General features: G+C 62.5%; 14 protein-coding genes. 4 read left to right on the forward strand and 10 right to left on the reverse strand.

Going from position 1 to position 12,764, the window contains the following annotated elements; all coding sequences use genetic code 11:
- The 7 genes from AAG813_RS14260 to uvrB form a co-directional block, all read right to left on the reverse strand.
- Positions 1-990 (reverse strand): Hsp70 family protein (locus AAG813_RS14260; protein ID WP_341916228.1); only part of this gene is annotated, 990 nt, incomplete at its 3' end.
- Between the two features lie 36 nt (positions 991-1,026).
- Entirely contained in the window at positions 1,027-1,548 is a 522-nt protein-coding gene (hscB, locus tag AAG813_RS14265; RefSeq protein WP_341916230.1) for a Fe-S protein assembly co-chaperone HscB, read from the reverse strand.
- Positions 1,549-1,688: 140 nt separating this feature from the next.
- A complete protein-coding gene (gene iscA / locus AAG813_RS14270; protein ID WP_096665502.1) occupies positions 1,689-2,012 on the reverse strand; it encodes an iron-sulfur cluster assembly protein IscA in 324 nt (107 codons plus the stop codon).
- A gap of 27 nt (positions 2,013-2,039) precedes the next feature.
- Complete coding sequence (gene iscU, locus AAG813_RS14275) at positions 2,040-2,426, reverse strand: Fe-S cluster assembly scaffold IscU (RefSeq protein WP_293592264.1); 387 nt, start codon at positions 2,424-2,426, stop codon at positions 2,040-2,042.
- Between the two features lie 31 nt (positions 2,427-2,457).
- The gene (locus AAG813_RS14280; protein WP_341916233.1) at positions 2,458-3,675 is read right to left on the reverse strand and encodes an IscS subfamily cysteine desulfurase; all 1,218 of its coding nucleotides are present in this window, start codon (positions 3,673-3,675) and stop codon (positions 2,458-2,460) included.
- A gap of 98 nt (positions 3,676-3,773) precedes the next feature.
- Positions 3,774-4,310 (reverse strand): Fe-S cluster assembly transcriptional regulator IscR, encoded by a 537-nt coding sequence (gene iscR / locus AAG813_RS14285; protein ID WP_096665511.1) that lies wholly within the window; start codon positions 4,308-4,310, stop codon positions 3,774-3,776.
- Positions 4,311-4,576: 266 nt separating this feature from the next.
- The gene (gene uvrB / locus AAG813_RS14290) at positions 4,577-6,679 is read right to left on the reverse strand and encodes an excinuclease ABC subunit UvrB (protein ID WP_341916235.1); all 2,103 of its coding nucleotides are present in this window, start codon (positions 6,677-6,679) and stop codon (positions 4,577-4,579) included.
- 173 nt (positions 6,680-6,852) lie between these two features.
- Here uvrB and AAG813_RS14295 point away from each other — a divergent pair, with 173 nt between their 5' ends.
- Positions 6,853-8,049: an amino acid aminotransferase gene (locus tag AAG813_RS14295; RefSeq protein WP_341916237.1), complete on the forward strand. Its 1,197-nt coding sequence runs from the start codon at positions 6,853-6,855 to the stop codon at positions 8,047-8,049.
- A gap of 30 nt (positions 8,050-8,079) precedes the next feature.
- Positions 8,080-8,655, forward strand: a complete 576-nt coding sequence (locus tag AAG813_RS14300) for a nucleotidyltransferase family protein (RefSeq protein WP_341916238.1) — start codon at positions 8,080-8,082, stop codon at positions 8,653-8,655.
- A gap of 85 nt (positions 8,656-8,740) precedes the next feature.
- Here AAG813_RS14300 and AAG813_RS14305 read toward each other — a convergent pair whose 3' ends face one another.
- Positions 8,741-9,106 (reverse strand): nuclear transport factor 2 family protein, encoded by a 366-nt coding sequence (locus AAG813_RS14305; RefSeq protein ID WP_341916239.1) that lies wholly within the window; start codon positions 9,104-9,106, stop codon positions 8,741-8,743.
- A gap of 20 nt (positions 9,107-9,126) precedes the next feature.
- Positions 9,127-9,981, reverse strand: a complete 855-nt coding sequence (ygiD, locus tag AAG813_RS14310) for a 4,5-DOPA dioxygenase extradiol (RefSeq protein ID WP_341916241.1) — start codon at positions 9,979-9,981, stop codon at positions 9,127-9,129.
- A 245-nt stretch (positions 9,982-10,226) separates the two neighbouring features.
- Between ygiD and phaZ the strand changes: the two genes are divergently transcribed.
- Positions 10,227-11,609: a polyhydroxyalkanoate depolymerase gene (gene phaZ / locus AAG813_RS14315; RefSeq protein WP_341916242.1), complete on the forward strand. Its 1,383-nt coding sequence runs from the start codon at positions 10,227-10,229 to the stop codon at positions 11,607-11,609.
- Positions 11,610-11,635: 26 nt separating this feature from the next.
- On the forward strand, positions 11,636-12,298 hold the full coding sequence (rsxB, locus tag AAG813_RS14320) for an electron transport complex subunit RsxB (RefSeq protein WP_341916244.1): 663 nt from the start codon (positions 11,636-11,638) through the stop codon (positions 12,296-12,298).
- 8 nt (positions 12,299-12,306) lie between these two features.
- Here rsxB and AAG813_RS14325 read toward each other — a convergent pair whose 3' ends face one another.
- Entirely contained in the window at positions 12,307-12,747 is a 441-nt protein-coding gene (locus AAG813_RS14325; protein ID WP_341916246.1) for a CBS domain-containing protein, read from the reverse strand.
- Positions 12,748-12,764: the final 17 nt, after the last annotated feature.

Raw genomic sequence — 12,764 nt, forward strand, 5'->3', positions numbered from 1 at the left:
GGCATCGCGCAAGGCCTTGCGCGCCACCGTCAGCGTGCGCTGGGTCAGCCCGGCCGTGGCCGCTTCAAAGTCCGCGGCCTTCATGTCAAATTGCACGTTAGCCCTTGCCAGTCGGGCGGAGAATGCTACTGAATCCGTAGCAGACAAGGCCTCCTTGCAGGCCCGGGCGGCCTGCAGCAAGGCGGCCTTGTCGCCCGGCGTGAGCGTGTCGGCGGCCAGGCCGGCCTTGACCAGCACCCACTCGACCAGCGCGCGGTCGTAGTCGTCGCCGCCCAGCGCCGAGTCGCCGCCCGTGGCCACGACTTCAAACACACCCTGCGTCAGGCGCAGGATGGAAATATCGAAGGTGCCGCCACCGAGGTCATAAATCGCGTAAACCCCTTCGCTGGCGTTGTCCAGCCCATAGGCAATCGCCGCGGCGGTCGGTTCGTTGATCAGGCGCAGCACGTTGAGGCCGGCCAGCTGCGCCGCATCCTTGGTGGCCTGGCGCTGGGCGTCGTCAAAATACGCCGGCACCGTGATGACCGCGCCGAAAATCTCGTCGTCAAAGCTGTCTTCCGCCCGGTAACGCAGCGTCGCCAGGATCTCGGCGCTGACTTCGACCGGGCTTTTTTCGCCGGCCACGGTTTGCAGCGTGACCATGCCGGGCTGGTCGACCAGCTGGTAAGGCAGTTGCGCGCGGTTGCCGATGTCGTTGATGCCGCGGCCCATCAGGCGTTTGACCGAGGCGATGGTGTTTTGGGGATCCTCCACCTGCGCGGCAAGCGCGTCGTAGCCGATCTGGCGGCTGGTGGCGCCGGTCTCGTCCACCAGGTAACGCACCACGCTGGGCAGCAGCACGCGGCCCTGCGCATCGGGCAGGCATTCGGCCACGCCGCTGCGCACACTGGCCACCAGCGAATGGGTGGTGCCCAGGTCAATGCCAATGGCAATGCGCCGCTGGTGCGGATCAGGGGTCTGACCGGGTTCGGAAATTTGCAGTAAGGCCATGAATGTTTTTGGGTCGCGCTGGAGGTCTGTGACAGTCTATTGTCCCAGCGAGTCGATGCGTGCATCAATCTCGCTGCCAAAGCGCTCAATAAACATAAGGCTTCTCACCTGCCGGGCGGCGGCCGGGAAGTCTTTTTCCCGGTCCAGCGAATGCTCTATTTTTGATAGCTGCTCGCGCTTGCTGTCCAGGGTCTGGGCTGCGATTTCTTCCAGACTGTCGAGGCCTTCCGCCTCTTCCAGCGCTTCACGCCACTGCATCTGCTGGATCAGGAAATCGGGAGGCATGGCCGTGTTGCTCTCGGCCTGGATGGGCGCGCCGTGCAGCTCGCAGAGGTAGATCGCACGCTTGAGCGGGTTCTTCAGCCGCTGGTAAGCCTCGTTGATGCGCACCGACCACTGCATGGCCAGCCGCTGGGCGGCAGCGCCCTGCGCCGCAAACCGGTCGGGATGCGCCTCGCGCTGCAGCTCTTTCCAGCGCGCATCGAGCACGGCGCTGTCCTGTGCGAACTGCACAGGCACGTCAAAAAGTTCGAAATCGTTGGATTGGAGGCTTGTCACGGAAAAACCCGTTTTCGGGATGGGAAGCGTAGCGAGCGGGCGTCAGCGAGGTGCGGCCAGCGCGGAGCCACCGGAGCGTACTTCAGGTACGTGAGGATGGCGAGCACTGCCCGCGCCTCGATCACGCCTGCGCAGTAGCTTCACACCCGAAAAGATTCGCCGCACCCACAGCGGTCACGCTCATTCGGATTGATGAACTTGAAGCCCTCATTGAGGCCCTCACGCACGAAGTCGAGCTGGGTGCCGTCGATGTAAGCCATGCTTTTCGGGTCCACCAACACCTTCACTCCGTTGTCTTCAAACACCACGTCTTCAGGCGCAATCTCGTCGGCGTATTCAAGCTTGTAGGCCAAGCCGGAACAGCCGGTGGTTCTGACGCCCAGGCGCACGCCCACGCCCTTGCCGCGTTTGGCCATGTAGCGGGTGACGTGACGTGCTGCGGCGTCGGTGAGGGTAACGGACATGGGGGAAAGCTTCGCAGGTCGATGAGGTTAGTGGGCGTGCTTCAACTTGTAGTCGCTGACGGCGGCCTTGATGGCGTCTTCGGCGAGGATGGAGCAATGGATTTTCACCGGCGGCAGGGCCAGTTCTTCGGCAATGGCGCTGTTCTTGATGCTTGCTGCTTCGTCCAGGGTCTTGCCCTTGACCCACTCGGTCACGAGTGAGCTCGACGCAATCGCGGAGCCGCAGCCGTAGGTCTTGAAACGCGCGTCTTCAATCACGCCGGTCAGCGGGTTGACCTTGATCTGCAGCTTCATGACGTCGCCGCAGGCCGGTGCGCCGACCATGCCGGTGCCTACCGTGTCGTCGCCCTTTTCAAACGAGCCGACGTTGCGGGGGTTTTCATAGTGGTCCACCACTTTTTCGCTGTATGCCATTTTATTTACCTCTTCAAGCTGTTTGCGCTGCTTAGTGAGCAGCCCACTGGATGGTGGACAAGTCCACACCATCCTTGAACATTTCCCAGAGCGGCGACAGGTCGCGCAGCTTGGCCACGTTTTCCTTGATCGTCGCCACGGCGTAGTCAATCTCTTCTTCGGTGGTCCAGCGGCCTATGGTCATGCGCAGGCTGCTGTGCGCCAGCTCGTCGCTGCGGCCCAGGGCGCGCAGCACATAGCTGGGCTCCAGGCTGGCCGAGGTGCAGGCCGAGCCGCTTGAAACCGCAAGGCCCTTGATGCCCATGATCAGGGACTCGCCCTCGACATAGTTGAAACTCATGTTGAGGTTGTGCGGTACGCGCTTGTCGGCATGGCCGTTGAGGAAGACCTCTTCCACGTCTTTCAGGCCGGCCAGCATGCGCTCGTGCAGGGCACGGATGCGCTGGTTTTCGTCGTGCATTTCGGCCTTGGCAATGCGGTAGGCCTCGCCCATGCCCACACACTGGTGCGTCGGCAAGGTGCCGGACCGCATGCCGCGCTCATGGCCGCCCCCGTGCATCTGTGCCTCCAGCCGCACACGCGGCTTGCGCCGCACATACAGTGCGCCTATGCCTTTGGGGCCGTAGGTCTTGTGCGAGGTCAGACTCATCAGGTCGACCGGCAAGGTTGCAAGATCGATATCCACACGGCCGGTGGCCTGCGCCGCGTCCACATGGAAAATGATGCCTTTTTCGCGGCACAGGGCGCCAATCGCGGGGATGTCCTGGATCACACCAATCTCGTTGTTGACGAACATGACGCTGACAATGATGGTGTCGGGGCGGATCGCCGCCTTCAGCACCTCCAGATCGAGCAGGCCGTCGGCCTGCACGTCGAGGTAGGTCACGTCAAACCCCTGGCGCTCCAGCTCGCGGCAGGTGTCGAGCACGGCCTTGTGCTCGGTCTTGACCGTGATCAGGTGTTTGCCCTTGGACTTGTAGAAATGCGCGGCACCCTTGAGTGCCAGGTTGTTGGACTCGGTCGCACCGCTGGTCCAGACGATCTCGCGCGGGTCGGCACCGATCAGCTCGGCCACCTGCTCGCGGGCTTTTTCCACGGCGGCTTCTGCTTCCCAGCCCCAAGCATGGCTGCGCGAAGCGGGATTGCCGAAATGCTCGCGCAACCAGGGAATCATGGCGTCCACCACCCGCGGGTCACACGGGTTCGTGGCGCTGTAGTCCATGTAAATGGGGAAGTGTGGGGTTTCCATGTGGCTGGCTTTTTATTTCAGGGCTGGCTGGCAGCATCAAAAAATGGACGTCAGTCTCCGGCAATCAGGCCCTCGCAGGCCAGAAACGCCAGGACCGCTCAGGACTTCGAAAACGCGTTGCCCAGGGCAAACACCGAATTGGGCGCATTGACGCGCATCGGCTTGGCCACGGGCGCAGTGAAGATGGCTTTCTTCACCATGGGCGTATTTTCAACAACCACGCCTTTGGCCAACTGGTCGTCAACCAGCTTTTGCAGGGTCACGGAGTCGAGAAACTCCACCATGCGGCTGTTCAGTGAAGCCCACAATTCGTGCGTCATGCAGCGGCCACCGTCACCGAGACAGTTTTCCTTGCCACCACACTGGGTCGAGTCGATGGGTTCGTCCACCGACACAATGATGTCAGCTACGGTGATGTCTGCCGCCTTGCGGCCCAGGGTGTAACCGCCGCCGGGGCCACGGGTGGACTCGACGAGTTCATGGCGGCGCAGTTTGCCGAACAGCTGCTCAAGATAGGACAGCGAAATCTGCTGGCGCTGGCTGATGGCCGCCAGGGTAACGGGGCCGTTGTTCTGGCGCAGGGCCAGGTCAATCATCGCGGTGACCGCAAAGCGGCCTTTGGTCGTGAGGCGCATTTTTCAAGCTCCTTAAAAGTTGGCTTGACTGTCGTTTGGCTCACCCTGTCAGCTTGTGGCTTGACAGGGAACTTTTCTCCACCCGCCCCGGCCTGTCGGCCTGATCGGCTGCAGGGCTTTTGTTGTTCTGTTTGTTCCTGACTGTTTTCGTCAAGTATAGCACAGATGCCCGACCGATTCAGTCGCCATTGTACCGCCCAAGCCAGTTTGTCCAGGACAAACACCGCGCCGATTCGTGATGAAAGCCCTGTTTTCCGGTCTTACGGTCAGCCCGTCACCGGCGGCACATTGTCCACACCCGGCGCGCCAAACGCCTGCGCCTTGAGCACATGCAACTGGTCGCGCACGCTGGCCGCCCTTTCAAACTCCAGGTTTTTCGCATGTTCGATCATTTGTTTCTCCAGCCGCTTGATTTCTCGGGCAATGTCCTTCTCGCTCATGTCCTCCACCAGGGCCTTTTGCAGCTCGAGTTTTTCCGCTTCCTTGCCGGATTTCTCGCTGTAGACGCCGTCGATCAGGTCCTTGATGCGTTTGACAATGCTCTTGGGCGTGATTCCGTGTTCGAGGTTGAAAGCGATCTGTTTGTTCCGGCGGCGCTCGGTCTCATCCATCGCCTTTTTCATGGAGTCGGTGATGCGGTCCGCATACAGGATGGCCCGGCCGTTCAGGTTGCGCGCTGCCCGGCCAATGGTCTGGATCAGGCTGCGCTCGGCCCGCAGGAACCCTTCCTTGTCGGCGTCCAGGATGGCGACCAGGCTGACTTCCGGGATGTCCAGGCCCTCGCGCAGCAAATTGATGCCAACCAGCACGTCGAAGGTGCCCAGGCGCAGGTCACGCAGGATTTCCACCCGCTCGACCGTGTCCACGTCGCTGTGCAGGTAACGCACCTTGACGCCGTTGTCGGTCAGGTAGTCGGTGAGTTGCTCGGCCATGCGTTTGGTCAGGGTGGTGATCAGCACGCGCTCGTTCTTGTCCACACGGATGCGGATTTCCTGCAACACGTCGTCGACCTGGTGGGTGGCCGGCCGCACTTCCACCTCGGGGTCCACCAGCCCGGTGGGCCGCACCACCTGCTCGACCACCTTGCCGGCATGCTGCTGCTCGTAGGCGGCGGGCGTGGCCGACACAAAAATGGCCTGGCGCATCTTGGTCTCGAATTCCTCGAACTTCAGCGGCCGGTTGTCCAGCGCGCTGGGCAGGCGAAACCCGTACTCGACCAGCGTGGTCTTGCGCGAACGGTCGCCGTTGTACATGGCGTTGAGCTGGCCGATCATGACGTGGCTCTCGTCGAGAAACATGATCGCGTCTTTCGGCAGGTAGTCGCACAGCGTCGACGGCGGCGAGCCCGGTGGCGCGCCGCTCAGGTGCCGCGTGTAGTTCTCGATGCCCTTGCAGTGGCCGATCTCGCTGAGCATTTCGAGGTCGAAGCGGGTGCGCTGCTCGATGCGTTGCGCCTCGATCAGTTTTCCGTCGCCGACAAATTGCTTGACGCGTTCGGACAGCTCGATCTTGATGGTTTCGACCGCGGCCATGACCTTGTCGCGCGGCGTGACGTAATGGCTCTTGGGGTAGACCACAAACCGCGGTACCTTCTGGCGGATGCGCCCGGTCAGCGGGTCGAACAGCTGCAACGACTCGATCTCGTCGTCGAACAGTTCGATGCGAATGGCCAGCTCGGAATGTTCCGCCGGAAAAACGTCGATCACGTCGCCGCGCACGCGAAAGGTACCGCGCGCAAAGTCCTGGTCGTTGCGTGCGTATTGCATGCGAATCAGGCGCGAGATCACGTCGCGCTGGTTCATCTTGTCGCCGGCGCGCGCGATGAAACGCATCTGCGTGTAGTCCTCCGGCGCGCCAATGCCGTAAATCGCGCTGACCGTGGCCACGATGATGGTGTCGCGCCGCTCCAGCACGCTTTTGGTCGCCGACAGGCGCATCTGCTCGATGTGTTCGTTGATCGCCGAGTCTTTTTCGATGAACAGGTCGCGCTGGGGCACATAGGCCTCGGGCTGGTAGTAGTCGTAATAACTGACGAAATACTCCACCGCATTTTTCGGGAAGAACTCGCGGAACTCGCTGTACAGCTGCGCCGCCAGCGTCTTGTTGGGGGCAAACACGATGGCCGGCCGGCCCATCCGGGCGATCACGTTGGCCATGGTGAAGGTCTTGCCCGAGCCGGTCACACCGAGCAGGGTCTGGAACACCTCCCCATCGTGGAGTCCCTCGACGAGTTGCTCGATCGCCACCGGCTGGTCACCGGCCGGCGGGTAAGGCATGAAGAGCTCGAACGGCGAGTCCGGAAAGCGCACAAATTCGCCGTTGGCAGGCGCTTCGCTGGACTCGGGCAGGACTTCAATCACTTCTGGCATAAAAAACCCAATTCTGGCCCGCTAAAATCTGGGGCAACCGAACAGAATACGACATTTGGCGGGCGGGCGCCGGCTGGGGCTGCCGATCTGCCGGCTGTCTTCGTCGCAGCCGGTAAACCAGATGGCGTGCCGGACCGTTTAAAAACACAAACCACCCTTTTCAGAGGATTTTCATGTCGCTTTTCAACGCCGTCGAAATGGCCCCCCGTGACCCTATATTGGGCCTGAACGAGCAATTCAATGCCGACACCAACCCGAACAAGGTCAATCTCGGTGTCGGCGTGTATTACGACGACGACGGCAAGCTGCCCCTGCTGCAATGTGTGCAGGCCGCCGAAAAGGCAATGATGGAATCGCCCAAGCCGCGCGGCTACCTGCCCATGGACGGTGTGGCCGCCTATGACGCGGCCGTCAAGGCGCTGGTATTTGGCGCCGACAGTGAGCCTGTCAAGAGCGGCCGCGTGGCCACGGCCCAGGCCATAGGCGGCACCGGCGGCCTGAAAATAGGCGCCGATTTCCTGAAAAAGCTCAGCCCGGACGCCAAGGTCCTGATCAGCGACCCGAGCTGGGAGAACCACCGAGCCCTGTTCGCCCAGGCCGGCTTCACCGTGGAAAGCTACCCCTACTATGACGCCGCCAAACGCGGCGTCAACTTCGAGGGCATGCTGGCCGCCCTGAACGCCGCGCCCGCCGGCACGATTGTGGTTCTGCACGCCTGCTGCCACAACCCGACCGGCTACGACGTCACCAGCGCGCAATGGGACCAGGTGATCGCCGCCGTCAAGGCGCGCCAGCTGACTCCTTTCCTGGACATGGCCTACCAGGGCTTTGGCCAGGGCATCCAGGAAGATGGTGCCGTCATCGGCAAGTTTGTCGCCGCCGGCCTGTGCTTTTTTGTCTCGACCTCGTTTTCCAAAAGCTTCAGCCTCTACGGCGAACGTGTCGGCGCCCTGTCGGTGCTGTGCGAGAACAAGGACGAGGCCGATCGCGTGCTGTCGCAACTCAAGATCGTGATTCGCACCAACTACAGCAACCCGCAGATCCACGGCGCCACCGTGGTCGCCAACGTGCTGAACAACCCCGAACTGCGCGCGCTCTGGGAAAAAGAACTGGGCGAGATGCGTGTGCGCATCAAGGACATGCGCCAGAAGCTGGTCGATGGGCTGAAAGCCGCTGGCGTGAAGGAAGACATGAGCTTCATCACCAAGCAGATCGGCATGTTCAGCTACTCCGGACTGACCAAGGACCAGATGGTGCGCCTGCGCAATGAATTCGGCGTCTACGGCACCGACACCGGCCGCATGTGTGTGGCCGCGCTGAACAGCCACAACATCGCCCACGTCTGCGCCTCCATCGCCAAGGTGATGTAAATCGGCGCGGGCGGCCTGCCGCAGCGGTTTGTGCAGGATGCCCTGCGCAACCCCTGCAACCAGGCCCTGCTGGACGGCCTGGCCGCGCTGAAGCTGCCCGACGCCTGGCTGGTCGGAGGTTGCCTGTTCCAGACCGTCTGGAACCTGCTCGATGGCCGCGCACCCGGCGCAGGCATCCGCGACTACGATGTTTTCTACTTCGACCCGCTGGACCTCTCCGGTGAGGCGGAGCAAGCCGTCAACCGGCAGGCGCAGGCGCTTTTTTCGGGCCTGGGCGTCCAGCTCGACGTCAGGAACCAGGCGCGCGTGCACACCTGGTACGCGGCGTATTTTGGGCGGCCCTGCCCGCCGCTGCAAAACGCCTGCGAAGGTGTGGACCGCTTCCTGGTCGGCAGCACCAGCGTCGGACTGCGCCGCGAAGCCGGCCGCATCCGGCTGCATGCGCCCTACGGACTGGACGACCTGTACCAGGGCCTCCTGAGCCCCAACCCCCGTGTGGACCATGGGCTCCTGTATGACAACAAGGTGCAGGACTACCAGGCACGCTGGCGCTGGCTGCGCCGGCCTGATCCACCGCCAGACTCGGCACGCTTCCCGGACTCATGATCAAAAGTGCCTGCAGCCCTTACGGTACGAGCGCAAGCAGCTATCTATTTGATAGTAAAACGGCTACGGATGTTGTAACCGTCGCTCAACCGCCGACCGTCGTCGGGTCGTAGAAAAAACGCTCTTCCACGATCTTGTCACCCTCCCAGCGCTGGTGCGCCAGTTCGTCGATGCGCAGCATCGAACCTGACACCCGCGTGAACTCGAACACCCAGTGGATCACGACGAAGTCGCCGTCCACCAGGAAGGAGTCCACCGGCAGGGTGCGCATTGCACTGCAGGCGGCCATGACGGCCCGCTCGTAGCTGACCAGCGTATCCCGGCCGCGCCGGGGCGGTTCGCTGTTTTCCTGCATGCTGGCATTGGGCGCATAAAACTGCTCGATGGCCTCGACGTAGTGGCCCTGCTCCACCAGTGCGATGAATTCCTGGACAGTTTGGCGGCTTGGCATGGTGTGGCGAGGTTCCTGGTTCAGCCCCAGATCACGGAGCGCATGGAGATCGAACCGAACTGGAAACTGGTGTTGAAAAAGCGTGGCGCTTCGTGGGCGTCCACAGCCGCTGCTGCATACAGCAGCGGGAGGTAATGTTCATGGGTTGGGTGCGCCATCAGCGCCAGCTGGCCCAGCTTCTGGAAGTTCTGCAGCGCATCGAGGTTACCCTGTTGAATGTAACCCCCGGTGGTCTGGTCGAACTCCAGCGCCCAATCATAGGCCTGGTGGCCGGCCGCGCCGCGCTGCGCCTGGCGCAGGTTGTGCACGATGTTGCCGCTGCCGACAATCAGCACACCGCGCTCGCGCAGGCCCTTGAGCTGCCGGGCCAGCGCGTAGTGGTCGGAGGGCGGGCGGCTGTAGTCCATGCTCAGCTGCAGCACCGGGATGCCGGCTTCGGGAAACATGGGCTGCAGCACCGACCAGGCGCCGTGGTCCAGGCCCCAGGCCTCGAGGTCCAGCCCCAGCGGCGCCGAGGCGCGCTGCCTGACGAAACGGCTGATCTCGCGCGCGGCAGTGGGCGCACCGGGCGCCGGGTACTGCTGGTCGAACAGCTCCTGCGGAAACCCGCCGAAATCATGGATGGTCTTGGGTTGCGCCATGCCGGTGACCCACCAGCCTTCGGTCAGCCAATGGGCCGACACACACAGCACCAGCTGCGGCGGCGGGTACTGGCTGCCAAACGCTGCGCCCAGTGCCTGCCAGCTGCGGCGGTATTCGTTGTCGCCAATCGCGTTCATGGGGCTGCCATGACCGACAAACAGCACCGGCATGCGGTCGGATTTTTTCAGCGAAGTGAATTCGTCAAGCGCCAGCGCGCCGGTGATCTCGGTCATAAATATCCGTCAGGTTCGAGCCAGGGCCGGCGGCCGAGGTGCTTTGCGGGGCATGGTGAGGCCATTTCACCAGTCTGCCGGGCTGATGTTCAGACATCCAGCGGCCAGAGATGTGAGATTTTCCATTGAATGGCAAAAAGAAGTGTCATCCGGCCCTTCCCTATTGGTGTTTGCCCTCCATTTAAATCCAGGCACACCTGTTATTATTTGTTGCACTGCAGCATATCGTTGTACAAAGGACATCCATGCTTTATCAAGTCTATGAAACCCAGCGTTCGCTGATGGAGCCGTTTGTCGACTTCGCCCAGGCCGCCGCCAAGCTCTACAACAACCCGACGTCGCCCTTCAGCAAGAGCCCGCTGGCGCAGCGCGCGGCGGCCGGTTACAGCCTGATTTACCGCCTCGGCAAGGACTACGAAAAACCGGCCTTCGGCCTGACCACGGTTGACGTGGACGGTGTTGGCGTGGCCGTGCACGAACGCATCGAGGTGGACAAGCCCTTTTGCGAGCTGCGCCGCTTCAAGCGTTTCACCGACGATCCGGCCACCCTGACCAAGCTCAAGGAGCAGCCGGCGGTGCTGATCGTGGCGCCACTGTCGGGCCACTACGCCACCTTGCTGCGCGACACCGTCAAGACCATGCTCAAGGACCACAAGGTCTACATCACCGACTGGAAAAATGCCCGCACCGTGCCGCTGTCCGAAGGCGCCTTCGCGCTCGACGACTACGTCAACTACGTGCAGGAATTCATCACCCACGTGCAGGGCATCTACGGCAACTGCCACGTCATCAGCGTGTGCCAGCCCACCGTGCCGGTGCTGGCCGCGATTTCGCTGATGGCCAGCCGGGGCGAAACCACGCCGCTGTCCATGACCATGATGGGCGGGCCCATCGATGCGCGCCGCTCACCGACGGCCGTCAACAACCTGGCGATGAACAAGAGCTTCGAATGGTTCGAGAACAACGTGATTTACAAGGTACCGGGCAACTTCCCGGGCGCCGGGCGCCGTGTCTACCCGGGCTTTTTGCAGCACACCGGCTTTGTCGCGATGAACCCGGACCGCCATGCCAAGAGCCACTACGACTACTTCAAGGACCTGATCAAGGGCGATGACACCAGCACCGAAGCCCACACCCGTTTCTACGACGAATACAACGCCGTGCTGGACATGGACGCCGACTACTACCTGGACACCATCAAGACCGTGTTCCAGGAGTTCAAGCTGGTCAACGGCACCTGGGACGTGAAGTCCAGGACAGGCAAGCTCGAACGCGTGCGTCCCGAGGACATCACCACCACCGCCCACTTCACGGTCGAAGGCGAACTCGACGACATCTCCGGCTCCGGCCAGACCGAAGCAGCCCACGGCCTTTGCTACAACGTGCCCAAGGCACGCCAGAAGCACCTGGAGGTCAAGGGCGCGGGTCACTACGGCATTTTCAGCGGCCGCCGCTGGCGCGACACCGTGTATCCGCAGGTCAAGGCCTTCATTCTTGAGCACAACCAGGGCCCCACCCTTTCTGCACAAGCCAAACCAGCGCCCAAAAAAGCAGCCAAACCGGCGCTCAAGACAGCATCCGCCTCAGCCACCCGCAGCGTGGTCAAAAAGAGCGCTGCCAGGAAATAAGCCGCGGCATCTGTGAGCGCCGACTTGTGAACCTGCTCGCCGAGCGGATCAATGCGGCCCTGCCGCAGACGCAGTGCACGCGCTGCGGCTACCCCGATTGCGCGGCCTATGCGCAGGCCGTGGCCGGTGGCCAGGCCGAGATCAACCAGTGCCCGCCCGGCGGTGCCGAAGGCATTTCGCGGCTGGCCCTGATCACCGGCCGGCCGGCCCTCCCCCTCAACCCCGACCACGGCAGCGAAGGCCCGCGCCAGATGGCCGTCATCGACGAGGCCTGGTGCATCGGTTGCACGCTGTGCCTGGACGCCTGCCCGGTGGATGCCATCCTGGGCAGCAACAAGCTGATGCACACCGTGATCGAGCCTTATTGCACCGGTTGTGAGCTGTGCATTCCAGTCTGCCCCGTGGATTGCATCAGCCTGGAAAACGTCACGGGTGAACGCACCGGCTGGGCCGCCTGGTCGGAAGCCGACGCCGGGCTGGCCCGTAAACGCTATGAAATTCATAGCTATCGGCGCATGATGGACGAGGGAAAGAACCTCAAAAGGCTTGAAGAAAAGGCCGAGGCCGCGCTGGCGGACCTGCCTGGGCACTCACAACACACCGACCCGGTGGTGCTGGACCAGAAGCGCGCCATCATTGAAGCCGCACTGGCACGCTCACGCGCCAGGCGTGACGCAGGCAGCAGCTAGGGCTCCTCTCAGCCCAGCGCATCATTGACCGAGTCCCGGAACTCGGCCAGGCTGACGGCGCTGTCGATCTCGCGCGGCAATGCATCGCGGATCGAGAACACCCCCAGGATTTTTCCGGCCGACGACACAATCGGCAGATGCCGGAATCCGCGCTCCAGCAGGATCAACACCGCATCCGAGACGGTCATCTCGGGCACCACACACAGGGGGTTGTGCGTCATTACCTCGGACACCGGCGTCTTTTTGGCATTCAGGGCCTTGGCCAGCACCCGGGTCATCAGGTCACGTTCGGTCAGAATGCCCTGCATGACGCCGGCAGCGTCGATGATCAGCACGCTGCCGCAGTTGGCCTTCGTCATCACACAGGCGGCTTGCCAGACGCTGGCTTGCGGCGGGCAACTCACCACATGCCGGTGCGGGATGGATTGAAACACGGTACGTTCAGACATGGGGGCCTCCTGTCCAG

The organism is Polaromonas sp. YR568, from assembly GCF_943371715.1.
In the GTDB taxonomy this organism is placed as follows: domain Bacteria; phylum Pseudomonadota; class Gammaproteobacteria; order Burkholderiales; family Burkholderiaceae_C; genus Polaromonas.

Coding starts and splice junctions, on each gene's coding strand:
- iscA (WP_096665502.1), bottom strand. CDS start 2,012: ATGTCCGTTACCCTCACCGACGCCGCAGCACGTCACGTCACCCGCTAC.
- iscU (WP_293592264.1), bottom strand. CDS start 2,426: ATGGCATACAGCGAAAAAGTGGTGGACCACTATGAAAACCCCCGCAAC.
- AAG813_RS14280 (WP_341916233.1), bottom strand. CDS start 3,675: ATGGAAACCCCACACTTCCCCATTTACATGGACTACAGCGCCACGAAC.
- iscR (WP_096665511.1), bottom strand. CDS start 4,310: ATGCGCCTCACGACCAAAGGCCGCTTTGCGGTCACCGCGATGATTGAC.
- uvrB (WP_341916235.1), bottom strand. CDS start 6,679: ATGCCAGAAGTGATTGAAGTCCTGCCCGAGTCCAGCGAAGCGCCTGCC.
- AAG813_RS14295 (WP_341916237.1), top strand. CDS start 6,853: ATGTCGCTTTTCAACGCCGTCGAAATGGCCCCCCGTGACCCTATATTG.
- AAG813_RS14305 (WP_341916239.1), bottom strand. CDS start 9,106: ATGCCAAGCCGCCAAACTGTCCAGGAATTCATCGCACTGGTGGAGCAG.
- ygiD (WP_341916241.1), bottom strand. CDS start 9,981: ATGACCGAGATCACCGGCGCGCTGGCGCTTGACGAATTCACTTCGCTG.
- phaZ (WP_341916242.1), top strand. CDS start 10,227: ATGCTTTATCAAGTCTATGAAACCCAGCGTTCGCTGATGGAGCCGTTT.
- AAG813_RS14325 (WP_341916246.1), bottom strand. CDS start 12,747: ATGTCTGAACGTACCGTGTTTCAATCCATCCCGCACCGGCATGTGGTG.